Annotated in this window: 26 protein-coding genes; all 26 read left to right on the forward strand. The window is 38.6% G+C overall.

From position 1 onward, the window contains the following. A partial coding sequence (locus BLW93_RS00005) for a transposase (RefSeq protein WP_173790635.1) occupies positions 1 to 357 on the forward strand: 357 nt, incomplete at its 5' end. A 124-nt stretch (positions 358 to 481) separates the two neighbouring features. Continuing rightward, positions 482 to 811, forward strand: coding sequence for a YbaB/EbfC family nucleoid-associated protein (locus BLW93_RS00010; RefSeq protein WP_076712059.1), 330 nt, complete (start codon positions 482 to 484; stop codon positions 809 to 811). Then, positions 808 to 1,413 (forward strand): recombination mediator RecR, encoded by a 606-nt coding sequence (gene recR, locus BLW93_RS00015; RefSeq protein WP_076712060.1) that lies wholly within the window; start codon positions 808 to 810, stop codon positions 1,411 to 1,413. The genes BLW93_RS00010 and recR overlap by 4 nt, the downstream gene beginning before the upstream one ends. Further along, the gene (locus BLW93_RS00020; RefSeq protein WP_076712061.1) at positions 1,413 to 1,979 is read left to right on the forward strand and encodes a 2-oxoacid:acceptor oxidoreductase subunit gamma family protein; all 567 of its coding nucleotides are present in this window, start codon (positions 1,413 to 1,415) and stop codon (positions 1,977 to 1,979) included. The genes recR and BLW93_RS00020 overlap by 1 nt, the downstream gene beginning before the upstream one ends. After that, positions 1,976 to 2,290, forward strand: a complete 315-nt coding sequence (locus tag BLW93_RS00025; RefSeq protein ID WP_076712062.1) for a 4Fe-4S dicluster-binding protein — start codon at positions 1,976 to 1,978, stop codon at positions 2,288 to 2,290. Before BLW93_RS00020 ends, BLW93_RS00025 begins: the two co-directional genes overlap by 4 nt. A 2-nt stretch (positions 2,291 to 2,292) precedes the next feature. Beyond that, complete coding sequence (porA, locus tag BLW93_RS00030) at positions 2,293 to 3,498, forward strand: pyruvate ferredoxin oxidoreductase (protein ID WP_144443965.1); 1,206 nt, start codon at positions 2,293 to 2,295, stop codon at positions 3,496 to 3,498. Between the two features lie 18 nt (positions 3,499 to 3,516). Further along, entirely contained in the window at positions 3,517 to 4,503 is a 987-nt protein-coding gene (locus BLW93_RS00035; protein ID WP_076712063.1) for a thiamine pyrophosphate-dependent enzyme, read from the forward strand. An 11-nt stretch (positions 4,504 to 4,514) separates the two neighbouring features. After that, positions 4,515 to 4,988 (forward strand): roadblock/LC7 domain-containing protein, encoded by a 474-nt coding sequence (locus BLW93_RS00040; protein ID WP_076712064.1) that lies wholly within the window; start codon positions 4,515 to 4,517, stop codon positions 4,986 to 4,988. A 19-nt stretch (positions 4,989 to 5,007) separates the two neighbouring features. After that, entirely contained in the window at positions 5,008 to 5,589 is a 582-nt protein-coding gene (locus BLW93_RS00045) for a GTP-binding protein (protein WP_076712065.1), read from the forward strand. Continuing rightward, positions 5,586 to 6,515 (forward strand): biotin synthase BioB, encoded by a 930-nt coding sequence (gene bioB, locus BLW93_RS00050; RefSeq protein WP_076712066.1) that lies wholly within the window; start codon positions 5,586 to 5,588, stop codon positions 6,513 to 6,515. Before BLW93_RS00045 ends, bioB begins: the two co-directional genes overlap by 4 nt. Positions 6,516 to 6,637: 122 nt before the next feature. Further along, positions 6,638 to 7,417: a cytochrome c3 family protein gene (locus BLW93_RS00055; protein ID WP_076712067.1), complete on the forward strand. Its 780-nt coding sequence runs from the start codon at positions 6,638 to 6,640 to the stop codon at positions 7,415 to 7,417. A 132-nt stretch (positions 7,418 to 7,549) separates the two neighbouring features. After that, the gene (gene secD, locus BLW93_RS00060) at positions 7,550 to 9,088 is read left to right on the forward strand and encodes a protein translocase subunit SecD (RefSeq protein ID WP_076712068.1); all 1,539 of its coding nucleotides are present in this window, start codon (positions 7,550 to 7,552) and stop codon (positions 9,086 to 9,088) included. A 13-nt stretch (positions 9,089 to 9,101) separates the two neighbouring features. Continuing rightward, the gene (gene secF, locus BLW93_RS00065; protein ID WP_076712069.1) at positions 9,102 to 9,983 is read left to right on the forward strand and encodes a protein translocase subunit SecF; all 882 of its coding nucleotides are present in this window, start codon (positions 9,102 to 9,104) and stop codon (positions 9,981 to 9,983) included. Next, positions 9,980 to 11,041 carry an LptF/LptG family permease gene (locus BLW93_RS00070; RefSeq protein WP_076712070.1) on the forward strand — a complete coding sequence of 354 codons (1,062 nt, stop codon included), beginning with the start codon at positions 9,980 to 9,982 and terminating at the stop codon, positions 11,039 to 11,041. Before secF ends, BLW93_RS00070 begins: the two co-directional genes overlap by 4 nt. Before the next feature lie 6 nt (positions 11,042 to 11,047). After that, the gene (locus BLW93_RS00075) at positions 11,048 to 12,106 is read left to right on the forward strand and encodes an LptF/LptG family permease (RefSeq protein ID WP_076712071.1); all 1,059 of its coding nucleotides are present in this window, start codon (positions 11,048 to 11,050) and stop codon (positions 12,104 to 12,106) included. Position 12,107: 1 nt separating this feature from the next. Beyond that, a complete protein-coding gene (locus BLW93_RS00080; protein WP_076712072.1) occupies positions 12,108 to 12,773 on the forward strand; it encodes an endonuclease V in 666 nt (221 codons plus the stop codon). A gap of 122 nt (positions 12,774 to 12,895) precedes the next feature. Continuing rightward, entirely contained in the window at positions 12,896 to 14,509 is a 1,614-nt protein-coding gene (locus tag BLW93_RS00085; RefSeq protein ID WP_076712073.1) for a hypothetical protein, read from the forward strand. Positions 14,510 to 14,684: 175 nt separating this feature from the next. Continuing rightward, positions 14,685 to 15,773, forward strand: a complete 1,089-nt coding sequence (locus BLW93_RS00090) for a 4Fe-4S dicluster domain-containing protein (protein WP_076712074.1) — start codon at positions 14,685 to 14,687, stop codon at positions 15,771 to 15,773. Continuing rightward, positions 15,727 to 16,605: an FAD/NAD(P)-binding protein gene (locus tag BLW93_RS00095; RefSeq protein WP_078058024.1), complete on the forward strand. Its 879-nt coding sequence runs from the start codon at positions 15,727 to 15,729 to the stop codon at positions 16,603 to 16,605. The genes BLW93_RS00090 and BLW93_RS00095 overlap by 47 nt, the downstream gene beginning before the upstream one ends. 10 nt (positions 16,606 to 16,615) lie before the next feature. Next, a complete protein-coding gene (locus tag BLW93_RS00100; protein ID WP_076712075.1) occupies positions 16,616 to 17,383 on the forward strand; it encodes an NADH-quinone oxidoreductase subunit B family protein in 768 nt (255 codons plus the stop codon). Continuing rightward, positions 17,380 to 18,687 (forward strand): Ni/Fe hydrogenase subunit alpha, encoded by a 1,308-nt coding sequence (locus tag BLW93_RS00105; RefSeq protein ID WP_078058025.1) that lies wholly within the window; start codon positions 17,380 to 17,382, stop codon positions 18,685 to 18,687. Before BLW93_RS00100 ends, BLW93_RS00105 begins: the two co-directional genes overlap by 4 nt. 92 nt (positions 18,688 to 18,779) lie before the next feature. Continuing rightward, positions 18,780 to 19,202, forward strand: coding sequence for a thioredoxin family protein (locus BLW93_RS00110; protein WP_076712076.1), 423 nt, complete (start codon positions 18,780 to 18,782; stop codon positions 19,200 to 19,202). Then, complete coding sequence (locus BLW93_RS00115) at positions 19,199 to 20,569, forward strand: MBL fold metallo-hydrolase RNA specificity domain-containing protein (protein WP_076712077.1); 1,371 nt, start codon at positions 19,199 to 19,201, stop codon at positions 20,567 to 20,569. The genes BLW93_RS00110 and BLW93_RS00115 overlap by 4 nt, the downstream gene beginning before the upstream one ends. Before the next feature lie 13 nt (positions 20,570 to 20,582). Further along, positions 20,583 to 22,307 (forward strand): DNA polymerase/3'-5' exonuclease PolX, encoded by a 1,725-nt coding sequence (polX, locus tag BLW93_RS00120; protein ID WP_076712078.1) that lies wholly within the window; start codon positions 20,583 to 20,585, stop codon positions 22,305 to 22,307. Positions 22,308 to 22,319: 12 nt separating this feature from the next. Further along, positions 22,320 to 23,930, forward strand: coding sequence for a bifunctional ADP-dependent NAD(P)H-hydrate dehydratase/NAD(P)H-hydrate epimerase (locus BLW93_RS00125; RefSeq protein WP_076712079.1), 1,611 nt, complete (start codon positions 22,320 to 22,322; stop codon positions 23,928 to 23,930). Further along, positions 23,923 to 25,887: a sensor histidine kinase gene (locus tag BLW93_RS00130; RefSeq protein WP_076712080.1), complete on the forward strand. Its 1,965-nt coding sequence runs from the start codon at positions 23,923 to 23,925 to the stop codon at positions 25,885 to 25,887. Before BLW93_RS00125 ends, BLW93_RS00130 begins: the two co-directional genes overlap by 8 nt. The last annotated feature ends 8 nt before the right edge of the window (positions 25,888 to 25,895 follow it).

Here is a 25,895-nt window from a genome sequence, read left to right on the forward strand (position 1 = left end):
GCCTCTACGGAAGAAGAGGCTCTGAGGGGTTTTGAGAAGTTCAAGGAGAAGTGGGAATTAAAGTATCCTAAGGTTGTAAAGTCATGGGAGCAAGAGCTTTATAAACTCCTTACGTTCCTCAAGTATCCTGAGTCTGTCAGAAGAGTGATATATACAACAAACCTGATAGAAAGGACGATAAAGGAAATAAGGAAGAGGGTTAAGGTCATAGGTGCTTTACCATCAGTTAGAGCTGTTGAAAAATTTGTTTATTTAAGAGTTGCAGTGCTTAATGATAGATGGACTAACAGAGTAGTAAATGGATTCCTTGAGGCTAAGGAAGAACTTCAGGATATGTTCTCCAGGAGGTACTCCTAATGGTTTACACAAAATTATTGACACAACCAAATTCGGCACTTTCAGTTAATTTTCCTTGTGAAATTTTTACAAATTTTTTACAATTAGATTACATTTATTTTATTGATATCAGGAGGTTTTTTTAATGTTTAAAGGTGGCATGGGAAATATGGGCAATCTTATGAAGATGGCGAAACAGCTGCAGAAGCAGGCAGAGAAGATGAAGAAAGAGATTGAAGAGATGGAATTTAAAGGGAGTGCCGGTGGAGTTGTCGAAGTTATCGTTAAAGGCACTGGAAGGCTTGTTAGCGTTAAGATTTCTCCTGAAGTTATAAAAGATTGTGATGTTGGAATGCTTGAGGATATGATAGTTGTTGCTGCGAACCAGGCAATTGATAAGGCTAATGAAACGATGGAAAAAGAGATGAAGAAGATTACAGGTGGTCTTGGAATAGATCTCGGAGGTCTGTTTTGATATATCCTGAGACTCTTGGGATTGTTGTTGAATTTTTGTCTTCCATTCCCGGAATAAGTGAAAGAGCTGCTGAAAGGGCTGTTCTTTCACTTTCAAAGCTTCCGGAGAATGATAAACTCAAGATTGTTAATGCCCTTAAAGGACTTGATAGGTTAAAATCGTGCCGCGAATGCGGACTTCCATCAATAACGGAGCTATGTCCCATCTGTTCAGATGATAGCAGGAATAAATCTGTTATCTGCGTTGTTGAGCAGCCAAGAGATGCTGTTTCCATTGAAAAGCTCGGAAGATTTGAAGGTGTCTATCACGTCTTGGGAGGTGTTATATCGCCTCTTGAGAACGTTGGCCCCGATGATATAAGAATAAGGGAGCTTTTCAGAAGGATTAAGAAGCATAATGTGAAAGAGGTAATCATTGCTCTTAATCCTACTGTTGAGGGTGAAGCAACGGCAAAGTTTATAATAGATAGGCTTACTGGAAAAAGTATTAAAATATACCGTATAGCTTATGGAATACCTTACGGTGGCACCATAGATATGGCTGATGAGCTTACGTTAAAACGTTCATTTGAAGATATGAAACTTATAACTGGAGGAGACTGATGATAGAAATCAGATGGCACGCCAGAGGTGGTCAGGGAGCGGTTACCGCTTCAAAGATTCTTGCAAGTTCTGCAATCAGGGAAGGTAAATATGCCCAGAGTGCTCCGGACTACGGTGCTGAGAGGGCAGGTGCACCTCTAAGGAGTTTTAACAGGGTTTCCGAAAAACCGATTACTCTTCACTGTCTTGTTCTCCATCCCGATATTGTGGTTGTTGTTGATCCTACGCTTCTGAAAACGGTTCCGATACTTGAAGGGACATCCGAAAATGCAGTGCTCGTTATAAACACGGATAAGACGCCTGAAGAGATAAGGAACATGCTAGATATAAAGGATAGAAAAATTTACACTGTAAACGCTAGTGCTATTGCGATGGAAGAGTTTGGAAAACCGTTTATGAACGTTCCTATGCTTGGTGCTCTTGTGAAAGTAATAGAGAATCTCGTTTCTCTTGACAGCGTGAAGGAAGATATTAAAGCCACTTTCGGCAAAAAAGTTTCAAAGGAGCTTCTTGAGGCGAACCTCAGAGCCCTTGAGAGAGCTTACAGGGAGGTAAAAGGAGAATGAAAGGCTGGAGAGATTTAGAGATAGGTGCTCTTATTACAGAGCCGGGAAACAGTGCTGAATATAAAACCGGAGAGTGGCGTGCCTGGAGACCGGTTTTTAACAGGGAAAATTGTATAGACTGCATGATATGTTGGGTGTTTTGTCCGGACAGTTCAATTATCGTTAAGGATAAAAAAGTTGTAGGTATAGACTATGATCACTGTAAAGGGTGTGGTATATGTGCTCATGAATGTCCAAAAAGCAAGGGAGACGATGAGTCAAAGAAAGCGCTTGTAATGAAACCGGAATATCTGTTTCGTGAGGAGGACTAATTATGGCGGTTACTATGATAGAAGAGAGAAAAGTGGTTCCCTATTCAGGGAACATGGCAGCAGCTGAAGCTTTAAGGCAGATAAACCCTGACGTTGTTGCTGCTTATCCTATTACGCCACAAACAGAGATGATGCACTTTTTCGCCGATTTTGTGGCAAATGGTCTTGTTGATACTGAGTTTATTACGGTTGAAAGTGAACACAGTGCCCTTTCTGCGGTTGTTGGTGCTGCAGCGGCCGGTGCAAGAGCAATGACGGCGACAGCAGGTCCCGGTCTTGCTCTAATGTGGGAAATTTTAGGTGTTGCTTCAGGGATGAGACTTCCTGCAGTTATAGCTCTTGTTAACAGAGCTCTTTCATCTCCTATTAACATTCACGGTGACCACTCGGATATGATGGGTGCAAGAGACCAGGGATGGATTATTCTTGTTTCCGAGAATGCCGAGGAGGAGTATGATAACCTTATTCAGGCTGTTAAGATTGCCGAAGATGAAAGGGTCAGGCTTCCGGTGATGGTTGGTATGGACGGTTTTATTATCTCTCACTCGATAGAGGGTGTATCTCTTCTCAAAGATGAGGAAGTGAGAGAATTTGTTGGGAAACAGAGAATGTTTCATCCTCTTCTTGATGTTGAGCATCCGACAACTCACGGTGCCATCGCCATGTCCGATTCTTACATGGAGTTTAAGCGTCAACAGAGAGAAGCTATGATGAATGCCTACAAGGTAATTAGAGAAGTCGGTGAAGAGTTTGCAGCGCTGAGAGGTAAGAAATACGAACATATCGAAGCGTATAAAACTGAGGATGCCGAATACATTCTTATTGTTATGGGTTCAGCAGCAGGAACCGCAAAATATGTTGTTGACAGGATGAGAGAGAGAGGTGAAAAGGTAGGAATAATAAAGATTAGAACGTTTAGGCCTTTTCCTTACTATGATCTTGCAGATGCGATTGTTGCTTCAAATGCTAAAGCTATCGGAGTGATGGATAGAGCTGAAACATTTGGCGGATACAGCGGTCCTCTTTTCGAAGAGGTTTGCACGGCTCTTTATACAAGAAACAAGTTCTATCCTATTGCAGGTCTTATCTACGGACTGGGCGGAAGAGATTGCAATATTAACCATATAGAAGAAGCGTTCGATGTTGTCAAGAAAAAGGCAGCAGGAGAGGAAGTTCCGCCTGTAACCTATCTCAATTTGCAAGTATAATAATTAATGGAGGAAATAATGGCACAGGTATCAGATAAACCAAAGTTTGTTACTAAGGGAGAGATAAAGGTTCCCCCTATTAGAGATTTGACAGATTCAAGAGAAGGTATAGCTCCAGGTCACAGGCTCTGTACTGGTTGTGTTGCTGGAATAATTCTCAGGCAAATGTTCATGGCGGCAGAGGCAGCCGGCTATACTCTCGTGATAGCAAATGCAACCGGCTGTGTTGAGGTTTGTACTTCAATTTACCCTCACACTTCCTGGAAAGTGCCATGGATTCACAACGCCTTTGAAAATGCGGCTGCCACCATTTCAGGCGTTGAAGCTGCCTACAAAGCTCTTAAAAGAAAAGGAATGCTCCCTTCCGATAAAAAAGTAAAGTTTGTGGCTTTAGGTGGTGATGGTGGAACCTATGATATTGGTTTTCAGTCTCTTTCAGGGGCACTGGAAAGGGGTCACGATTTTATCTATGTGTGTTACGATAACGAGGCTTATATGAATACCGGTATTCAGCGTTCAAGCGCTACACCAAGGCATGCTGCAACGACAACTCAACCTGCCGGTAAAGTTATTCCTGGTAAACCACAGCCCAAAAAGTGGATGCCAGAGATAGCAGCTGCTCATGGCATTCCATATGTTGCTCAGGCTGCACCTTCACATTTCAATGATTTTATGAGAAAATTCATTAAAGCTTTAAATACTAAAGGACCATCTTACTTGAACGTTTTCTGCACCTGTCCGAGAGGCTGGAGGGCAAAAGAAGAAGAGGGAATTCTAATTTCCAGGCTTGCTGTTGAAACCAACTACTGGCCGTTGTTTGAAGTTGAAGACGGGAAGTGGAAGATAAACTACAAGCCGAAAGAGAGAAAACCGATAGAGGAGTTTCTCAAGAAGCAGGGAAGATTTAAGCATATGTTTAAGCCTGGAAATGAATACCTCATAAAAGAGCTTCAAGAAGACGTTGATAAGCGGTGGGAGAGACTTCTTAAACTTGAGCAGTTATAAGGAGAGAGAAAGTGTTAAGCATTAGACCCGAAGAGGATAAAAAGTTACGAGAGGTTCTTACAGCCCTTTGCAGTGAAAGCAGAGCAAAGGTGGTATTTTTAATAGATAAAGCGGGTCAATTAATAAGCCGGAGTGATGCTCCGGCTTATACTTCTAATGATATAACTTTTGCATCACTTACCGCAGGTAACGTTGCGGCTTCTGAAGCTCTTTCAAAATTACTTGGCGATAAAACTTTAAATCATGCCTTTACTGAAACTGAGGACGAAGGTATCTATATGTCTCTTCTTGACAGGAAGTTGATTCTTGTGATAATTTTCGAGAAATTTGCGTCAAATCTTGGCATAATTCGTGTGAAACTTAAAAAGTATCGTCCCATTCTTGAGGAAATAATACGTAAGATAGAAAGGAAATCCGAGCAGGAACAGCAGATTGGAAAAGAGATTAATTTTGATGAGATAGATATAGATAATCTGTTTGAATAAAGGAAGGCGGAGTCATTAAATGCCACTAATAAACTTTGCGACAAAAGAGATTAACTGTAAGATTGTTTATTATGGTCCTGGATTGAGCGGTAAGACTGCCAACATAAAGTGGATATATGATCATATCAGACCGGAGAACAAGGGAGAACTTATTACACTTGCTACGGAAACAGAGCGAACGTTGTTTTTTGATTTTGTTCCGATAGAGGTAGCAACAGTTAAGGGTTTTAAGGTCAGATTTCATCTTTATACCACTCCCGGGCAGATTATCTACAAGATAAGTAGAAAACTAATTTTAAAGGGTGTTGACGGTATTGTTTTTGTTGCTGATTCTCAAGAAGAGAGACATGATGCCAATCTTGATACTCTTGATGATATGTTGAATAACATGAAAGAGCTCGGTATTAAGTTTGAAGATACTCCACTGGTTTTCCAGTATAATAAAAGGGATTTGCCTAATATTTTACCTGTTGAAGTTTTAAGAAAAGATCTCAATAAGTGGAATTATCCTGATTTTGAAGCAATTGCCATTAGAGGGGTAGGTGTAATAGAAACATTTAAAGAAATAACGAAGTTAGTCGTTCAAAAATTGAAAAAATGAAGTTAGAAATTAACGATATTTTGACAACAAAACCTGAAGAGATTCTTTTTCTTTTTTCTAATGTCTTAAAATTCAAACTTTCCTTCTCAGGCCGTTTTATAGAGACATGTGCCATCTTAAATGCCAAAAGTGGAAGGTGCCCTTCTGACTGTAAGTTTTGCGCTCAGTCGGAAAAGAGCAAAGCGAACATAAAAGTATATCCTCTTCTATCTGAAGAAGAGCTCTATAATTCAGCCATTTCAATGTTTTCTAAAGGTGTAGATAGATTCAGTTTCGTGTGTAGCGGAATAAGGCCTACTGTGTCTGAAATCAAGAGAATTGGAAAAGTAGCGGAAAGGATAAAGGCTGATTATCCGAAAGCTAAACTTTGTGCCTCTCTGGGACAGCTTGATGGAGATTCTCTTTCTTATCTTAAGAAAAGTGGAATAGACAGATATCATCACAATCTGGAAACTTCAAAAGAGTTTTATCCTTATGTTTCGTCTGTTCAAAGGTGGGAGGACAGATACAGAACGATTGCAAGAGCCAAGGAATTGGGATTTTCTGTTTGCAGCGGCGGAATTTTTGGGCTTGGAGAATCAGTAGAAGATATCGTTTCTTTTTTAACGTCTTTAAAAGAGTTGGCTGTTGATTCCATACCATTAAATTTTCTTTATCCAATAAAGGGTACTAAATTTGAGTATAATAATTTCTTGACACCATTGAAAGTTTTAAGGATAATTTTTGCTGCAAGGGTGTTTTTTCCGGATACATTCATCCGTATCTGTGGCGGTCGTGAGTATAATTTAGAACAACTGCAACCTTTCGCAGTTGCAGTTGTAGACGGGCTTATGGTAGGTAATTACCTTACCACCAGGGGAAGAAGTTTAAAAGACGATATGGAACTTATCAATAACCTTGGGTTAAAGTGCAGCCTGAAGATTTAACGGCAATTGTGATAAAATGGAATAACTTTTCTTGCAAGCTGTGTTATAATTTGCATGTTTAGCAAACAAGTTTATTAGAACTTTTTGAATATCTGAAACCAAAACCTGCAGGGAGTAGAAGAATGAGGATAGGGAGAGTATTTGTAGCCATCGTCATCGGTTTGATGGTGGGGGGAAATGTCTCTTTTGCAGCTGAGTGTGGAGGGAAAGGTTATACGGGTACGGATAGTTCTTATTGTTTAAAATGTCATAAGCCCTGTGTAACCTCAACTTTATGTAAGGGCAAACCTTCAGGTTGTGTTCATGTTCCTTCGACGTTTCCTCTTGTTAACGGTGAAGTTAGTTGTGTTACCTGCCATGATATGAACGGTGAGCAGGATAACATGTTTTTAAGGGGGAATTTCTCAAAAAAGCAAACGCTTGCTTTTTGTATGAACTGTCACACAAAAGAGTGTTATGCCAAGTTTAATCCTCACGAGGGTATGTGGCTCTATTCGGGTAAGAAGTTAAGGCAGACTTGTGCTTACTGTCACGGAAAGAATAATACAGCTGATCCGAGAAGGGTTTGTATCGGTTGTCATACAAAAAATCCACATCCAGGTGCTCTTGAGCATGTTGGACAGAGATGTGCTGTAACTAATCTTCCATCTGTTAATGGAAAGATTCATTGTATTACATGTCATAATCCTCACCCAACTTCATTTGATAAGCATGAGGGTAAGCTTCTTTCGGGCATAGGGGAGCAGGTTGCTAAAGCAGATTTTGAAGCCACACTTAAAACAATTTCATTCAGGAATCTGGAACATGTTGAATTTAATAATGGTCCTCGTCAGCTTATGAGGATGAAAACTGAAAACGGTGAGCTCTGTTTGAATTGTCACGAGAATATTCCAGATAATTAAAGAAATGACTGAGTAAGAAGGTTATCTTGAAAAGCCCGCTTTAAAGCGGGCTTTTTTATTTTTTTTCTAACAGATTTGGTAGAAAGCGTGTATAATAAGTCCTTGATTTCAGCCAAGAGGCAGGAGAGAAAGATGAAGAATTTAAAATGGAGAATCTTCCTTATTCTTGCAGTTTTGATAGGAGCTGTATATGTAAGCCTAACGAAGAAAGTTAATTTAGGTCTTGATCTTCAAGGGGGAACACATCTTGTTCTTCAGGTGGATACTGAGAAAGCACTTGAGGATGAGACTTCTTCTTATATGAGAGAAATTAAAATGCTATTTCAGAGTGAAAATATTCCGATACTTGATATTAAAAGAGAAGGCACGTCCATTACTATTGAGTTACTTGATGCTGATAAAATGTCTCAGGCTGAGAAGCTTTTAAAGAAGGATTACGGTGATATTTTTAACATTCAAAAGGTAGGAGAGACCACGCTTAAACTTTCCATGAAAGAGATGTATAAACAGAAAGAAGTTGATAGACTTTGTAGTCAGGCTCTGGAAACTATAAGAAACAGGATTGATGAACTTGGCGTTGCCGAACCTGTTATAGTAAGAAGCGGTAAGGATAGAATAATAGTTGAACTTCCAGGGATAAAAAATCCAGAAAGGGCGAAAAAGATTCTCGGTAGGGTTGCCAAACTGGAATTTAAACAGGTGATAGATGTTGCACCTTCTAAAGAAGAGCTTCTTAAGAAGTTAGGCGGAAAAATTCCTGACGATGAAGAAATCCTTGTACAGGAAATTAAAAAGAAAGGAAAAGTTGTCGGCAAAATGTATTACCTTGTAAAAAGAGAACCTATTCTTACAGGTGCCTATCTAAAAGATGCGTATCCGAGTGTTGATGAATACAACATGCCGGCTGTTAGTTTTGAGCTTAAAAGTCAGGGAGCGAAAATATTTGAACAGTATACAGCTTCTCATATAGGAACAAGACTTGCAATTGTTCTTGATAATAAGGTTCAATCAGCTCCTGTAATCCGTTCTCAAATAGGCGGTAAAGGACAGATAACAGGTCAGTTTACATATCAAGAAGCGAAAGATCTGGCTATTGTTCTCAGAGCCGGTGCCTTGCCTGCTCCTGTGAAGATTATAGAAGAAACAACGATAGGTCCTTCTCTTGGCCATGAATCTATCTCAAAAGGTATAAAGTCTGCAATTGCAGGTTTGATTATTGTTATGCTGTTTATGATAGTTTATTACAAGTTTGCTGGCTTTGTAGCTGATGTTGCTTTGATGATGAACGTTATTCTTCTCTGGGCACTTCTTGCGCTTCTTGGAGCAACGCTAACGCTTCCAGGTATTGCAGGATATATCCTTACTATCGGTATGTCCGTTGATGCTAACGTAATCATCTTTGAAAGGATAAGAGAGGAACTCAAAAAGGGCCGTTCTCTTATATCCGCTATTGAAGTTGGATTTTCTTCGGCGTGGGGAACGATACTTGATGCAAATGTGACAACGCTTGCATCGGCTGCAGTTCTTTTCCAGTTTGGAACAGGGCCAATTAAAGGTTTTGCCGTTACACTTTCTTTGGGTATTCTTTGTAGTATGTTTACTGCCGTTTTTGTAACTAAGGTTATTCTTGACATAGTAGTGAGATATAAACCTCAACTTTTCAGCATTTAAGGAGTAAAAGAGCATGGAAAGACAGTTTGATTTTATAGGAAAAAGATACATAGCTTATGCTATTTCTCTACTTTTGATTATAGGGACCTGGGCTTACGGCCTTTACAAAGGTCCTCGTTTCGGAATTGATTTCACTGGTGGTGTTCTGGTTCAGATAAAAGTAGAGGGAAATGTTAACGCTGAAAAGTTGCGGGAGATTTTTAAAGAGACAGATATCGGTAATGGGATTACCGTTCAGCAGATTCAAAATGCTAACGAATATATACTGAAAGTACCTGCTGCAAGTAATGTTAATCGTATTGTTGAAGAGATAAAAACTACTCTTATGAGTAAACTTAAAGATAAAGTTCAGATTTTAAGAGTTGAAATGATAGGTCCTGCTGTTGGAAAAGAGCTAAAAGAAAAGGGGCTGTTAGCAGTTCTATATTCTTTTATTGCTATATTGATATATGTGGCCTGGCGGTTTGAACCTGTGTTTGCTGTTACTTCCGTTCTTGCGCTTATTCATGATGCGCTCATAACGGTAGGTTTTCTTATGGTTACAGGTAGAGAGTTTAATCTACCTGTTGTTGCTGCGATTCTTACGGTTATAGGTTATTCTATTAACGATACTATCGTTGTTTTCGACAGAATTAGAGAGAATATGCAGATATATAAAAATTCAAAGCCTTTTGAGGAGCTTGTGAATGAAAGTATCAACCAGACACTTTCAAGGACGATAATTACGTCGCTTACTACATTCTTTGTTGTCCTTTGTCTCTTTCTTTTTGGCGGTAGCACCATAAATAACTTCTCTTTTGCACTGCTTGTCGGAATTATAACTGGAACCTATTCGTCTATCTTTATAGCAAGTTCTCTTGTTGTTGATTGGTACAGGATAAGAAAGAGAAAATGAAAGTTCTACACAGGTATGTTTTTACTGAAGTTGTAAGGCTTTTTTTGCTTTTACTGGTTGTTTTTATCTTGATTATAGTGATGAATCGCGCTTCTTTTATCGCCGAGACCATTCTTGGGTATGGTGTACCGGTCTCTTACCTTTTTGTAATTTTGTTTAAAATGATCCCTTCTTTTCTGGGGCTCTTAATCCCCATGTCTTTAACATTTGCAGTTCTGATAACTTTTTTTCTCATGAATGGAAGGAATGAAATAGTAGCCATAAAATCTTGTGGGATAAGTGTGGAGGAGCTTTTAAAACCGATTTTTTTGATTTCTCTTGTTTTGACTTTTTTGAATTTTTTCTCTGTAATGTTTGTTATGCCCGCCAGTAATGTCTCTATTAAGAGGCAGATTCAGGAGCTTGTTAGAAAAAAACTTTCTCTTAGTATTACTCCCGGCAGTTTCACCTCTAATTTTCCTGGGGTAACCTTTTATGCAGAAAAGGTTTTCCCGGAAAGGGGAATTTTAGGTGATTTTATGGTTTCCGTGGATAAAAAAAATGAGAAGATAACAATATTTGCCAATTATGGCAGGATAAGGATGGATAACGGCACTGTTTATCTTGATATTAAGGATGGTGTCGGTCAGTTTTTAGACTGGAATAAACCGGAAAATTTGAAACTTCTAAATTTCAATACATATACGCTTGTTGTCTATAAATTCGTTAAAGGAGAGACATTTTCTTCCTCGAAATATCTAAATTTGATTCAGCTGATTAGAAGGTGGAATCTTGAAGATAAAGTTGAGTTTTTCAAGAGATTGGCCATATCTTTAACACCGTTAATAATGGGACTTTTAGCATTTACTATAGCTGCTTCTATGCCTAAAGGTTCAATAGGAACTGCAGTTCTTTTAGGTTTGTTTATGATTGTTGTTTACTATGTCTTATATACCGTTGCCAAAAAGCTTGCCATGAAATCGGGATTTTTTGCTCTTCCTCTTGTTGTTGATTTTGTATTTGTTGTTTTATTTTTTGTTTTTTATAGAAGGGTTATGTCTGAAGCTTATTTAGAGTAGGTGTCGATGTTTAAAAAATTGGATATCTATACTTTTAAAAGGGTTTCAAAATACTTTTTTCTGATTTTTTCTGTTCTTGTTATTCTTTTTCTTGTCATAGATTTTGTAGGTAAAGTTGATCAGATTGGCGGCGGACATTTAAGCGATGTGCTGCTTTTAGTGCTTTCAAGATTGCCTCTCTATGTTGTAAGAATGCTTCCTGTTGCTGTTCTGGTTTCTGTTATGGTTACAGTGGCGGATTTTTCTTCTACAAATGAACTTCTTGTAATAAAAGCTTTGGGGATAAGTCTTTACAGATTTTCCATTCCTTTTATCGTTTTTGCGTTTTTTATTGCAATTTTTGCTTTTTCTGTTGAGGAAACAGTTGTGCCTGCTGCGGCGAAGATAGAAAAACATGTTTTAATAAATTCGGGAAAAAAGAAACCTCTTGTAATAGGGTCTCAAATATGGAGTAAGGCGGGTAATAAGTTTGTTTCTATTGAAAAACTTAACTTTGCAACCGGTGAGGGGAAACATTTTTCGATGATAGAGGTGGATAAAAGGTTTAAACCTATAAAAAGAACGGACGCCATAAATGTTAAGTATTTGGGAAATAATGTGTGGATGCTCAAAGATGTATACATAAGAGACTTTTCGAATAAAGTCTTCCGTCATCAGGAGGATTTAAAGGTAAATTTGCGCGTTTCTCTTCGTGATTTGAAAGTTTACTCTGCTGAACCTGAAAAAATGGAAATTTTTTCTCTTATCAGAATGATAAAGCACCTCAAAGCTCTCGGTTATAATGTGACGGCCTACCAGGTTGAACTTTACAATAAAATAGCATTACCGCTTGTTTCTGTTGTGGTTGCTTTTATAGGCATACCTTTGGGAGCTTTTAATCCTCGGAACCAGAAAAGTTATACTGCTGTAGTTGCTATTGTTATTACTGTTTTAATGTGGATTACAATTTCTTTCTTTAACAGTTTGGGTAAGAGCGGGGTTTTGCCGCCTATTTACGCAAGTTTTGCACCAGAGTTTATTTTCTTTTCATTAGGGTTGATGCTGTTTTCAAGGAGTCATACTTAGGATGTTTGATTATAGAAAAGCAGCGTATGCTCAGGAAATTTTAAAAAAGAAGATAAAATTACAACCTTTTAAAGGTTCGATTAATCTGGTGGCGGGTTGTGACCTAACGTTTTTAAATCCTTTTAAGACGCCGACAGAAGGTATAGCTGCTTTTGTTATTTTGAAGTATCCGGAGCTTGAGGTTGTTGAAAGAGTTTATGCTACGGGAAAGATTACGATTCCTTATGTTCCTGGATTTTTAGCCTTTAGGGAGATACCTTTACTTATTAGAGCTTTCCGCATGATAAAGAAGAAACCAGATGTTATCATAGTTGATGGCCATGGTATCGTTCATCCAAGAGGTCTCGGAATTGCTGCTCATCTTGGTGTTGTTCTGAATGTACCTACAGTAGGGTGCGCTAAAAAGCCTTTATACGGAAGATTTAATATGCCAGGTAAACAAAAAGGAAATTATTCTTACATTTTTGATAAATATACCAATGAAAAACTTGGAGTGGTTTTACGGACAAAAGACAATGTTAAACCTGTTTTTGTTTCTCCTGGTAATTTAACAGATATCGAGACTGCAGGAAACCTGGTTTTTTCTACTGTTACGAGCTATAGATTACCTGAACCTACACGGCTTGCTCATAATTTTCTGAGAGAAATTAGAAAAAAATTTCTTTAAAAAACAAAATTTATTTTCAACAAAATAATGAATATCAAGTGTAGCTTGCCTTTTCTCTAATTTACAATATAATTTATATAATGATTATTTGTATTGTTTGTATTGTTTTGCAGGAGGAGGAGATGGAAAGAAAAAGAAAAGGAGTGGTTTTAATTACACTTCTTGGCGTAATTACGGTTCTTTCTGTTGCAGGTGGAATCGCAGCTTACGTCATTACTAAAGAAACTAAGAGTACAAGAACGACAAAAGATGCACAGCAGGCATTACTTGCTGCTGAAGCAGGTGTTCAAAGGGCTATATCTCGTATTAAATGGGAAGGAAATTTCTCTGCCTTTTCTGGAAGTTTAGGTAAATCTGGTTATGATGTTGCGGTTGTTTATGATCAAACTTCAGGTTCAGGAAGAATAGTTTCGAAAGGTTCTTCAAACAGTGCCAATAGGGCTGTTGTTGTAAACTTCTGGACATCTGGAACATTTTCTTCGTTTGCTGCCAAAGAAAATTTCACAATGGATTATCTTTCTATTGAAGAACCTTTCCCAGATGTTACAGCTTTTAGAACGGGAGGCCAGTTTAAAACTTCTCCCGGTAATAGGTTGGAATTTAATGGAACTGCTTACAATGTAACTTTTATCTCTAAGTCGCCTACGCTTGGGGAAAATGTTATTCTTAAACCTTTTACAGGTGGTGCTGCTATTCCGTTTATTCCTTCGGTTACAGATACAGTGTTTAATCCGGGAACCTGTGATTATATGGATGTGACTAGAGTGCAGGGAGATGTGGTTTATTTCTCAAATGGAACTTCTGTGACTCTTACAGATATAACTGGAGATGGGACGGTTGTTCTGTGCAATACCAACGGTGGTATAGAGTCTAACGGGATAAGTTATACAGGTGAACCTGTGGTGGTTTACGCTAAAGATGACATAGATATTACAGGTAGCCGTGGTCATAGATTTAGGGGAGGTGAAACAGAGGTTACCTATGTTTCCCTCTATGGTGATATAAAGGTGGATGAACAGATACATCTTGGTTGTGGCTGTTGGAAGAGGAGTGGTAACAGGACAGCTGGATTGATAGCACTTAATGGTGATGTTGAGTTAAACGCTCCGATAAACATAAAAGGTAAGGGTTACGATTACAATGTTCTTATCTATGCGGGTGGGGATATTATTGGAAGTCCATCAGATTCTACTTTAAGGAGAGGAGGAGGGCATGGTGGTTATATGGGTAATGCTCTAATAAATGTGATGGAAAAGAACTGTGGTCGCTGGGGTTCCTTAAATGTAACGAATGGGAATATAATGATAGCTGCAAAAGGTGAGATAGACCTTGGTGATTGGAATGTCCTTTCCCTTTCTCATAAAGGGGGGAGAGGTGGAAGTATATCTGAAAACATTAATCTTTTGTTATGGTCAAATGGCGATATGAATCTCGGTTCTCTCGATCTTGAGGTTTCTTCAAGAGGTGGACACGGAAGGCGTTGGCTTGCGGAGAACGGTAATCTTGTTACGCTTGGTATATTGACAGGTGGGAAGTTGAATATAGGGGATCTGATATTAAGTGGAGCTGTTACGGGTATTTCTGAGGAAGAGGTTGACAAGTGGATTGCTCTTCTTTCAAATGGAACAGCTGCAACAGATGATCCGGAACTTTACCTTCTTGAGCAGTTTGTAGGCCAACTTCAGAATAATGTTGGAAGGTATGATCTGATTATAGGTAATTGGAAGTATTATTGATGGTTAATACAGTTTTTTCATAATGCGGCGACCTTCCGGTTGTCGCATTTTTATTTTATTCTTTAATAACTTGTGTAATTCTCGATATATTTGGTAATATTATTTATTAATTCTTGACATAATATCAGAATTTTCTTATACTAAATCTGTTCCAATTCCCCAACAGGAGGGTATGATGAACTTTCAGCTTGAAAAGGCGAAAATCCTTCCGAAAGAAAATCTTTCACAATTTCTGGAAGGTGTTAGACAATTCGGAAGGTTGATTGCGCCTGTTAAAAAGAAGGAAAAGTATATCTTCTCTGAGATTGATGATGTTTCAAAGGTGGAAACGGACTATGTCAGGACGATTCTGCCGCCGAAAAAATTTATTCTCGGTTACTTAAGAGAGAGGTTTGAGTATAGCCCGGAAAGGATGGAGTTTGTGGAAAATTTCAAACCTCAGCCTCAAGTGATTTTCGGAGTTCACTCTTGCGATCTTCACGGTATAGCCATTCTGGATGCGGTTTATCTCAAAGGGGATAATCCTGATCCTCGTTATTTGGCAGCCAGAAAGGAGACTACACTGATAGGTATTTCCTGTGTTCCGGATGACGATTGTTTTTGCATTTCTACGGGAACTGCTTTTCCTGACGGCACAAGCTGGGATCTGTTTTTCACGGATATTGGAGACAGTTATTTCGTTTCAATAGGAAGCGTTAAAGGTGATGAAATTATTCATTCTTTGGAGTCTATTTTCAGAGAAATTTCCAAGAAGGAGTTGTCTCTTTATAAGAGAGTTACGGCAGAGAAAAAGCATTTGTTTAAGGATAAAAATATTCCTGATCTTGAAAGGATTACTCAGGTTATTGAGCTTGAGTATGATTCTGAGATCTGGGAGGAAGAGGCAGAGAGGTGTTTTAGCTGCGGAACCTGTACCAATACGTGTCCTACTTGCTTTTGTTATACCAGTGTTGATATGCCTTCGATAGATGGGAAAGTTGTTACGAGAATAGAGTTTATAACATCCTGTCAATATCCTTACTATTCTCTTGTTGCGGGTGGACACAGATTTCATGAAAACATTAAAGAGCGCTTTAGAAACCGCTACTATCACAAGTTTGTCGGTTATCCTTATCAGATAGAAAGGTTTGGATGTGTTGGTTGTGGTAGATGTCAGCATGAATGCCCGGCAGGTATAAGAATTGTTGATACACTTAAAAAATTGAGAGGAGCGGGAGATGAAGAAGAGCCTGGAAAAGTTACTAACGATATCCACAGTGCATGATCCTTTTAAACCTCAAAAGGTGAGGATAACAGATATAGAGGAACTTGCACCTGATCATAAGAAGTTTTCCTTTGTCTTTCTGGAGGATGAACTTAACGAAAAATGGAGTCACAAGCCTGGGCAGTTTGTTATGTTGACTGTTCCTAAGGCTGGAGAAATTCCGATTTCAATATGTTCTTCTCCAACAAGAAAAGGAACAATTGAATTAACAGTCAGGAAAGTGGGAAGAAAAACGGAAGTTCTTCACAGTATGAAATGTGGAGATATTCTTGGTTTAAGAGGTCCTTATGGTAACTCTTTTCCTGTTGATTTGATGGAAGGCCACAATGTGCTGATTATTGCAGGCGGCCTTGGGATGGCGCCTCTTCGTTCTCTTGTATGGTATGTACTGGATAAGAGGGAGAAGTATAAAGAGGTTTATCTCCTTTACGGAACAAGAAATTATGAAGCTGTTCTTTATAAGGATGAGCTCAGAAGGTTAAAAGAGAGAGATGATATTAGATGTCTCTATATCCTTGATAGAGTGGAAACAGAAGATGATAAAGCCTGGACGGAAAAAGAAGGACTTATTACATCTCTAATTCCTGAAGTTGATCTTGATCCTTCCGATACATATGTGGCTGTTTGTGGACCACCTGTGGCTTATAGATTTATCGGAGCTGAACTTATAAAGAATGGTTATCAGGAAAGTAAAGTTTTTGTTTCTCTTGAGAGAAAGATGGAATGTGGAGTGGGTAAGTGCGGCCATTGTCAGGTTGGTTACAAGTTTACATGTGTTGACGGTCCTATTTTCCCACTCTGGGATACGAAAAATCTACCAAAAATGATTTAAGAGGTGCGGTATGGCAAAGCCAAAAATTGGAATAATGTATCTTACAAGCTGTGCAGGATGTCAGTGTGAGATACTTAACTATGAAGAAGCGCTCTTAAAACTTCTTGATTTAACAGAGATTAAATATTTTCCAATAGGCAGCAGTGCCAACACTCTTGATGAGGAGCTTGATGTTCTTTTTGTTGAAGGCTCTGTTTCTACATCTCTTGATGAAGAAATGGTTAAAAAGGGAAGGGAAAAAGCCAAGGTTCTCGTTGCAATAGGAACCTGTGCTTGCTTTGGCGGTGTTCAGGCAAACAATAATGATGTTCCTGTTGATGAGCTTCTGGAAACGGTTTATGGGACTACAGATATGCCTTTTAAGATTACTCATGCAAGACCTGTTGAGGAGGTTGTAAAGGTTGATTATTCTCTTCCTGGATGCCCTGTTGATGGAAAACAGTTCGTCTATGCAACAGCTTTTCTTCTAAATGGTGTTAAACCGTTCTTTCCGAAAATGGCTGTTTGTTACGAGTGTAAGCTTTCAGAGACAGAATGTAGAACACTTCAGGGACTTTTCTGTCTTGGTCCTATTACTACAGCTGGTTGTGGTGCTCCATGTACGTCAAAGGGGCTTGGTTGTCAGGGATGTCGTGGTGATCATGATGCTCCGAACTATAAGGAGATGGTGGAAGTTCTCTCAGAGAGGGGACTTAAAGGTAAAGATATGATTAATTTCATGAAAGTTTTCCGCGGCAACTACCTGAAAGAAAAACTTAAAGATGCAGGGGTCGAATGATGAAGAAAGAGATAAAGGTGGATCACTTAACGAGGGTTGAAGGTCATGGTGCCATAGAGATAATTTTTGAAGGGGATAAGGTAAAAGATGTTAAAGTAAGGATAACTGAAGGGCCGAGATTTTACGAATACACTGTAAGAGAAAGACTCTGGACAGACATTCCAAAAGTCGTTTCGAGAATATGCGGTATTTGTTATGTCTCTCACCGTATAGCTTCTGTAAGGGCTATTGAAGATGCGTTTGGTGTTAAGGTTCCAGAACCTATAGAACTTTTGAGGAAGCTTCTTATAGTCGGTGAATTTTTTGAGAGTCATTCACTTCACGTTTATTTTCTGGCACTTCCAGACTACATGGGATATGATTCTGCCCTTGCTATGGCTAAAGAGTATCCTAACGTTGTTAAGCGTGCGTTTAAGATGAAAAACCTGGGTAATACCATAATGAAGACAATCACGGGGAAACATTTCCACGGAGAAAACATTATTCCTGGAGGTTTCGCCACTTATCCTACGAAAGAGGAACTTCTTGCTTTAAAGGAGCAACTTGAAGAGATAATGGTAGATGTTGAAGATACGGTTAAACTTTTTGATTCTCTTGATTATCCTGAGCTGAATGATCCGCCTATGTTTCAAATGGCAATATCAAAAGATAAGCTTGCATTCGTCGGTAATGAGATATATCTGTCTGATGGGACTGTGTTTACCAAAAACGAGTTTGAGATGTTTGTTATTGAAAGTTTTAACGGCTATTCTATGGCAAAGCAGTCAACAATAGAAGGGAAGCCGTTTTTAGTAGGTCCTCTTGCAAGAGTTAATCTTCATCTTGATTCTTTGAGACCTAAGACGAAGGAAATTATGAAAAATATGAGAATTAAGTTCCCTTCAAACAACAGTCTACATCAAAATGTTGCAAGGACAATAGAACTTATGGAACTTACACAGGAAGGTATTGAGCTTATAGATGCTATACTTGCTGATTATCCTTCGATTTCAAGAGTAGAAATTAAGCCGAAAGCCGGAACAGGTTTTGGACTTAAGGAAGCACCGAGAGGAACTCTCTATCATAAGTATTCCTTTGATGAAAACGGCAGATGCATCAACGCAAATATAATTACACCGACAGCTCAGCTACAGGCGAACATGGAGAAGGATTTAAAATCGCTTGCTGAAAGGCTTTCTTCCGAGGATGAGGCTACTGTCAAAAAGTATGCCGAGATGATGATAAGGGCTTATGACCCATGTATTTCCTGTTCAGTTCATATGTTTGGTGCCAGGTTTGAGACCTTGAAAGTTATTCGTCTGTAAAAGATTACTTTTTAAAAACGCCCCCCTTTCAAAGGGGGCGTTTTTATTTTAAATGGTAAAATCAATCAATGATAAAAAATCCCGGAGGGTTTATGGATACAGCTATAAGAATTTTCTATTATATTGCCAGGGTGTTTTTCTTCATAGCTTTTCTGTATCTCTCTTTTATTATTCTTCTCAGGATTTACTGGGGATTTAAGTCTAAAAGAATGAAGGGAAAGCCGCTTCCTTTACTTGATGGGGAATTTGCCCGTCTAAAAAAAGGGAAAGGGCTTGTCTATTTCTACTCACCTACCTGTCAGCCGTGTAAAGCAATGGAGCCGATTATAAAGAAGCTTGTTAAGGATGCGAAGATAAAAGTTGTAAGAGTTAATGTTACTGAGAAACCGGAACTTGCCAGAAAATTTGGTGTTCTTGCTACTCCTTCTGAAATTCTGGTTGAGGACGGTAAGATTGTTAAAGTTATTTTAGGGCCTGCGACTGAAGGAGATATAAGAAAAGGATTAGGGTTATGAAAATAATGTTTTGTGGAGCAGCACAGGTTGTTACGGGAAGTTGCCATCTTATAGAAACAGGTAATTCGAAATTTCTTCTTGATTGCGGTCAGTTTCAGGGAGCTATGGAGCTTGAGGATCTTAACTATACCTTTCCTTTCAGGCCTTCTGATATTGATTTTGTTATTCTTTCCCACGGCCATCTTGATCACTGTGGTCGTCTTCCTCTGCTTGTAAAGGAAGGTTTTTCTGGAAAAATATATGCTACACCTGGAACAATAGATATTGCAAGATTAATACTGATGGATGCCGCTCAAGTTCAGGAAGAATCGATAGAAACTGTAAATAGAAAACGGGAAAGGGAAGGATTACCTCCTGTTGCTCCACTCTTTATTCTTGATGATGTATTTGATGTTTTCGATCTTTTTGAGCCTATTCCTTACGGTGAATGGGTTGGTATAAAGGATTTAAAATTCAGATTCAGCGATGCGGGCCATATTCTCTGTTCTTCTTTTATAGAGATGGAAATTGAAGGAAAAAGGGTCGTCTATTCAGGAGATCTCGGAAATAAAGGAAAACCTTTTGTTCGTGATCCTTTCTATCCAGAAAAGGCGGATGTTCTTATTGTTGAATCAACCTATGGAAACAGAGTTCATAAATCGGTTGTAGAATCTGTTAGAGAATTAAAAGAAGCTATACTGGACACCTTTAAAAGAGGTGGTGTTGTTCTTATACCTACTTTTGCCCTTGAAAGGGCACAGGATATTCTTTACTTTTTAAAGCAGTTTATAGAAAAGAGGGAAATTCCAAAATGTAAGGTTTTTCTGGATAGTCCTCTTGCCATTTCGATTACCAGAACGTTCAAAAGACATAAAGAATGTTTTGATAAAGATACTCTTGAAATGTTCAAAAAAGGAGATCCGCTGAACTTTCCCGGTTTAACTTTCACAAGAACGGTTGAAGAGTCTATGAGGATAAATCAGGTAAAGTCTCACGCCATAATAATTGCTGGAAATGGTATGTGCACTGCAGGTAGGATTGTTCACCATTTAAGGCATCATCTATGGGATAGGAACAGTTCCATAGTATTTATAGGTTATCAGGCAGAAGGAACTACTGGAAGAGAAATTATTGAAGGGAAGAAAAAAGTTAAAATTTTCAATGAGTATATAAAAGTAAATGCAAAGGTTTATACGATAAACGGTTTTTCTTCTCATGCCGATAAACCGCAACTTATTGATTGGATAAAAAGAGGGACTAAAAAAGATACCAGAATTGTTCTTGTTCATGGTGAAAAAGATGTGATGAAGGATTACGGAGAGGCTATATTAAAAGATATAGGAATTAAACCGATTATTCCTGAACTTTATGAGACATTAACCTTCTAGAAGGAAGAAAACAATGAAAAATAAAGAGCTTGCCAGAATATTTGATGAATGGGCTGATATACTTGAATTTAAAGGAGATAATCCCTACCATATTAGAGCTTATAGAAATGCAGCAAGAATAATAAATGACCTGTCAGAGGATATAGAAGTTCTTGCAAAAGAAGGAAAACTTTCTTCCCTTCCCGGTATAGGAAAACGCCTGCAGGCAAAGATTCTTGAGTTTTTGAAAACAGGAAAGATTGAAGAATTTGAGAAGCTTAAGACAGAAGTGCCGGACACGATTTTTACTCTTCTTGATATTCCTGGTGTTGGTCCGAAAACTGTTAAGCTCCTCTATGAGCAGCTTGGTATTAGGAGCCTTGAAGACCTAAAAAGGGCTATAGAACAGGGAAAACTTTACCAGCTTCCTGGTTTCAGACAGAAGAAAGTTGAGAAAATACGTAAAGGCATAGAGCTTCTTGAAAAATCCCATGGCAGGATTTTGCTTGGTGTTGCGGTTTTTATCGTTGATAGGATAATTGAACAGCTTAAAAGTCAGGCGTTTGTTGAGCATATTTCTGTTGCCGGATCAACAAGACGTATGAAAGAAACTGTTGGAGATATTGATATTCTCGCGACCGGTAAAAATCTTGAAATTATAGAAGCTTTTGTTTCTCTTCCTAACGTGAAAGAGCTTTTATGGAAGGGCACAAAGAAGGCTACGATAATTGTTGAAGAGGGAGAACAGGTTGACCTGAGGGTAACGGAACCTGATTGTTACGGTGCAGCGCTTCAGTATTTCACCGGCTCTCGTGCCCATAATATTCATCTCCGCACTATATGTGTTAAGAACGGACTTAAACTTAACGAATACGGCCTTTTTAAAGGGGAGCAAAGAATTGCAGGGAAAACGGAAGAGGAGATATATGCGGCTCTTGGTATGGATACGCCTCCGCCGGAAATAAGAGAAGATACTGGAGAGATAGAAGCAGCGTTTGAACATAAACTTCCGGATCTTGTTGAACTTTCTGAAATAAAAGGGGATCTTCATATTCATTCCAACTGGTCTGATGGTGCGTCTAAAATAGAGGATTTGATTGATGAAGCTCTGAAAAGGGGATACGAATACATAGCTATAACGGATCATTCAAAATCTTTGAAGATAGCTTCTGGACTTTCTGAAGAGGACCTTATGAGGAGAAACTACGAGATAGATAAATGGAATGAGAAATTAAACGGAAAACTTGTTCTTCTTAAAGGGACAGAGGTAGATATACTTCCTGATGGAAGGCTTGATTACGATGACGAGGTTTTAAAAACACTTGATTTTGTCGTTGCTTCCGTTCACTCAAGATTTAATGAAGACAATACGAATAGGATACTTAAAGCCATAGAAAATCCCTATGTTAATGTTATAGGCCATCCGACGGGAAGGGTTATAGGTGCAAGGGAAGCCTATCCGCTGGATCTTGAGAAAATATTTAAAGCGGCTGCTGAAACAGGAACGGCAATGGAGATAAACTGCTACTATAACAGGCTTGATTTGAAAGATTCTAATTGCCGTCTTGCAAAACGATTCGGTGTCAGATTTTCTTTAGGAACCGACTCCCATCACAGGGATCACATGTGGATGATAAAGCTTGGTGTTGGAACTGCACGTAGAGGCTGGGTGGAGAAAAGGGAGGTTATTAATACCTTGACTTTGAGTAAGTTGAAAGATTTTGTTATGGCAAAGCGGAAGAAATTTGGAGTTGTTTAAGGGGAGGTATCTATGTTTGTTCTTAAAGCTTCCGAGATGGGAATTATGGATAAAGAGACGATAGAAGGTGTCGGTATTCCGGGTATTGTTTTGATGGAAAATGCTGCCCGTGGTGTCGCTTCTGTTATAAAGAAGAAGATACCCGGAAGGAAAGCTGTAATTGTTTGCGGTAAAGGTAATAACGGAGGTGATGGCCTTGCCGTTGCCAGAAATCTTATAAACAGCGGTTACGATGTTAAAATTTTTCTGCTTTCTGAACCGGGGAATTTAAAAGGTGATGCAAGGATTAATTACGATGTTTTGCGTGGAATGAAGGTTCAAATTGTTTCTGTTAAAAGGGAGATAGATTTAGGTGATCTATTTTCCGAATGCGAAAATGCCGATTTTATAGTAGATGCAATTTTTGGAACAGGTTTATCAAAACCTGTTGAGGGATTTTACGCTGCTGTTATAGATATAATAAACAAAAGCAGAACGCCAGTTATTTCTGTTGATATACCTTCAGGACTTTTTGCAGATACCGGAGTTTTACCGGAAGGTACTTTTATTAAGGCAAATGTAACTGTTACTTTTGCTTTTCCAAAGCTTGTTCATATTATGGCTCCTGCCTGTAAATATGTAGGAGATGTGTTTGTCGTTGACATTTCAATTCCGGCGAAAATTTCAGAGAGGCATAATCCCGGAAGGTATGTTTTAACCAGAGATAAAGTTTTTGACGTTTTTCCTGGGAGAGATATTAACAGCCATAAGTATAATTTTGGTTTTTTGGCGGTCGTCGGTGGTTCTTGTGGAAAAACTGGTGCTCCTTCAATGAGTGCACTGGCAGCACTTAGAACAGGGGTTGGCCTTGTTTCGGCTATCGTTCCAAGAGACCTTAATTTTGTCTTTGAAGTTAAACTTACAGAGCCTATGACGATTCCTATAATGTCAGCAGAGAGGGGACATTTTAACGCTAATTCTGTTGATGAGGTTGTTACTTCTCTTAAAAACAGCAAATTTACGGCAGTTGCAATAGGTCCGGGTCTTGGATGGAACAGGGATACAGAAGTGTTTGTTAAGGAGATTCTGGAAAATGTTGACCTGCCGTTTGTTATAGATGCAGATGGTTTGAATTCGCTTTCAAAAAATGTTGATATTTTGAAAAATTTAAAGAAAACGGCAATTCTTACACCTCACGGTGGGGAGTTTTCAAGGCTTACCGGCCTTCCAACCTCAGAAATAGTCGCAGATCCTGTTACTCATGCTGTTAATTTTGCAAAAGAGCATGGCGTTGTTGTTGTTTTAAAAGGAGGTAGAACCGTTGTTGCAACTCCCGAAGGGAAAGCATTTATAAACATTATAGGAAATCCGGGTATGGCTACGGCAGGGACCGGAGATGTTCTCACGGGAATTATAGGAGCGTTTGTAGCAATGGGTATTTCTGCAGAAAAAGCTGCCACAGCGGGGGTTTTTCTTCATTCCCTTGCTGGAGATATGGCGAAAGAAAAGTTTGGTCAGGAATCCCTGGTGGCTACAGATTTAATTGAGCTTTTACCAGAGGCAATCAAGTTACTAAAACAACCTCTTTCAGAGGGAACAGAGATACCTTTTGTTAGCTCGATGAGAGAGATAGTAGGTGTTTAGAACAAAGAGTTCGAGAGACAGAGCTTTAAAAATAGCTGGATTATCTTTGCTTTTTGTTATCCTGCTGTTTTACGGCACAAGGTTTATTTCCGGTATTTCCGGAAAATTCTATTTAAGTAATCCGACATTTCACATTCTTTTCTCTCTCAATTTGCTTGTTCTTTTGGTTATTTTTGTTTTTTTAATTAGAAATATCTTTCTGTTTTTCATCCCTCACCGCTCCACAAGATTGAGATTTAAACTTGTTACTGCCTTTTCTCTTCTCATTTTAGGTCCTTCTCTCTTTGCGGTGATAATATCAACAAGTTTTGTTAATAAAGGTCTTGATAGGCTTTTTCGTCTTCAGATGAAAAGGAGTGTTGAAACTTCTCTTTTACTTGCAAGGGAAAGTTTAAATCTTGTTGCTGATGATATTGCTCGATTTCTGAAGACTTTTCCGTCGTTCAAAAGGGTAAATCCTGTGGAAGAAGGGTTTGAAGGTATTTGCCGTATTGGTAAAAGTGTGGAGTGTAAAGGGAATATAGAGGTAGAGCCTTTAACTGTTAAAAAAGTTCTTGAAGTTGAAAGTATCTATTCAAGGTTTGATGTGAAAAAAAGGGAGTTGACCGTATGTGTAAAAAGAAGAGGGCGTATATACTGTGCTTCCAGGAAGATTCCTTCATCTTTTGTTAAAAATTTTTCTCAGCTTGAACAGCTTCAAAAAGATTATAATATGCTAAAAACTTATGAAAGGCCCATAAAAGGTATTTATACTGCCACGTTTTTGATAATGGCGTTTCTTGTCCTTTTTGGAGCTTTATGGTTTGCCAGATATTTTGAGAAGAGGATTAATATTCCTGTGGAATCTCTTTACAGAGCCACTAAAAAGATTTCAAGGGGAAATCTTGATGTTAAGGTGGAGGAAGAGGGAACCGATGAGCTTAAAAATGTTATAGTGGCTTTTAACTATATGGTAGAGCAGCTTAAAGCTTTAAAAGAAAAGCTTGAAAGTGAAAAAAACTATGTTGAGAAAGTTATAAACAGTATTTCCCCTGCAGTTATTACTGTTTCTAAAGACGGAGAGGTTATTTCTTACAACCTGGCTGCTCTTTCTATTGTTAAAAATCTTGAAGGACGGAAGCAATTTATGGAAGTGTTTTCTCCTTATCCAGAAATAAAAGCAACAGTTCAGGAACTTCTTTTATACGGCGGAGGAAGGAGAGAAATTTCAGAAATCGTTGATGGGAATGAGAGATTTTTATCTGTTGAAGTTATTCCGTTTCCTGACGGAGAAGGTAGCGTCGTGATTATTGAAGATTTTACAGAGATGGTTAATGCTCAAAAGATGTCTGCATGGAAAGAGGTTGCTCAGAGACTTGCTCACGAAATTAAAAATCCTCTTACACCTATTTCTCTTTCCGCAGAACGTGTTAGGAGATTAATTTCAAAGCAAGATGTTCCGGAAGAGTTAAAACGCGCCGTTGATAAAGCCGTTTCTTTGATTGTTGAAGAGGTTGAGATAATAAGGCGTCTTGTTGATGAGTTTAGAACTTTTGCAAGGCTTCCTCTTCCTGAGAAAAAGATGGAAGACTTAAATAGATTGATAGAAACTTATGCTCTTGCTTACGGTGAAAAAATAAAAATTAATTTTGATTTCGGAGATATTCCTGAAATTCCGGTGGATAAGAAACTTTTTAGAGAAGTTTTTCTTAATTTGATGGAAAATAGTATTGACGCTGGTGCTACTGCCGTTTCCATATCAACGTTCTATAAAGACGGAAGGGTCTATATCTCTTTCAGGGATAACGGTCCCGGTATTCCGGAAAATTTAAGAGATAAGATTTTTTCTCCTCACATGTCTACAAAAAAGAGTGGTTGGGGACTGGGTCTTGCCATTGCTAAAAGAATAATAGAAGACCATGGAGGAAAGATATATCTTGTTGATGGCAATACTTTTGTTATAGAGCTTCCGGCTTAGAGGAGGAA

This window comes from Desulfurobacterium indicum (assembly GCF_001968985.1).
In the GTDB taxonomy this organism is placed as follows: domain Bacteria; phylum Aquificota; class Aquificia; order Desulfurobacteriales; family Desulfurobacteriaceae; genus Desulfurobacterium_A; species Desulfurobacterium_A indicum.

Coding starts and splice junctions, on each gene's coding strand:
- BLW93_RS00035 (WP_076712063.1), top strand. CDS start 3,517: ATGGCACAGGTATCAGATAAACCAAAGTTTGTTACTAAGGGAGAGATA.
- BLW93_RS00080 (WP_076712072.1), top strand. CDS start 12,108: ATGTTTGATTATAGAAAAGCAGCGTATGCTCAGGAAATTTTAAAAAAG.
- secF (WP_076712069.1), top strand. CDS start 9,102: ATGGAAAGACAGTTTGATTTTATAGGAAAAAGATACATAGCTTATGCT.
- polX (WP_076712078.1), top strand. CDS start 20,583: ATGAAAAATAAAGAGCTTGCCAGAATATTTGATGAATGGGCTGATATA.
- BLW93_RS00020 (WP_076712061.1), top strand. CDS start 1,413: ATGATAGAAATCAGATGGCACGCCAGAGGTGGTCAGGGAGCGGTTACC.
- porA (WP_144443965.1), top strand. CDS start 2,293: ATGGCGGTTACTATGATAGAAGAGAGAAAAGTGGTTCCCTATTCAGGG.
- BLW93_RS00090 (WP_076712074.1), top strand. CDS start 14,685: ATGAACTTTCAGCTTGAAAAGGCGAAAATCCTTCCGAAAGAAAATCTT.
- secD (WP_076712068.1), top strand. CDS start 7,550: ATGAAGAATTTAAAATGGAGAATCTTCCTTATTCTTGCAGTTTTGATA.
- BLW93_RS00055 (WP_076712067.1), top strand. CDS start 6,638: ATGAGGATAGGGAGAGTATTTGTAGCCATCGTCATCGGTTTGATGGTG.
- bioB (WP_076712066.1), top strand. CDS start 5,586: ATGAAGTTAGAAATTAACGATATTTTGACAACAAAACCTGAAGAGATT.
- BLW93_RS00045 (WP_076712065.1), top strand. CDS start 5,008: ATGCCACTAATAAACTTTGCGACAAAAGAGATTAACTGTAAGATTGTT.
- BLW93_RS00100 (WP_076712075.1), top strand. CDS start 16,616: ATGGCAAAGCCAAAAATTGGAATAATGTATCTTACAAGCTGTGCAGGA.
- BLW93_RS00110 (WP_076712076.1), top strand. CDS start 18,780: ATGGATACAGCTATAAGAATTTTCTATTATATTGCCAGGGTGTTTTTC.
- BLW93_RS00025 (WP_076712062.1), top strand. CDS start 1,976: ATGAAAGGCTGGAGAGATTTAGAGATAGGTGCTCTTATTACAGAGCCG.
- BLW93_RS00105 (WP_078058025.1), top strand. CDS start 17,380: ATGATGAAGAAAGAGATAAAGGTGGATCACTTAACGAGGGTTGAAGGT.
- BLW93_RS00070 (WP_076712070.1), top strand. CDS start 9,980: ATGAAAGTTCTACACAGGTATGTTTTTACTGAAGTTGTAAGGCTTTTT.
- BLW93_RS00010 (WP_076712059.1), top strand. CDS start 482: ATGTTTAAAGGTGGCATGGGAAATATGGGCAATCTTATGAAGATGGCG.
- BLW93_RS00085 (WP_076712073.1), top strand. CDS start 12,896: ATGGAAAGAAAAAGAAAAGGAGTGGTTTTAATTACACTTCTTGGCGTA.
- BLW93_RS00075 (WP_076712071.1), top strand. CDS start 11,048: ATGTTTAAAAAATTGGATATCTATACTTTTAAAAGGGTTTCAAAATAC.
- BLW93_RS00115 (WP_076712077.1), top strand. CDS start 19,199: ATGAAAATAATGTTTTGTGGAGCAGCACAGGTTGTTACGGGAAGTTGC.
- BLW93_RS00125 (WP_076712079.1), top strand. CDS start 22,320: ATGTTTGTTCTTAAAGCTTCCGAGATGGGAATTATGGATAAAGAGACG.
- BLW93_RS00095 (WP_078058024.1), top strand. CDS start 15,727: ATGAAGAAGAGCCTGGAAAAGTTACTAACGATATCCACAGTGCATGAT.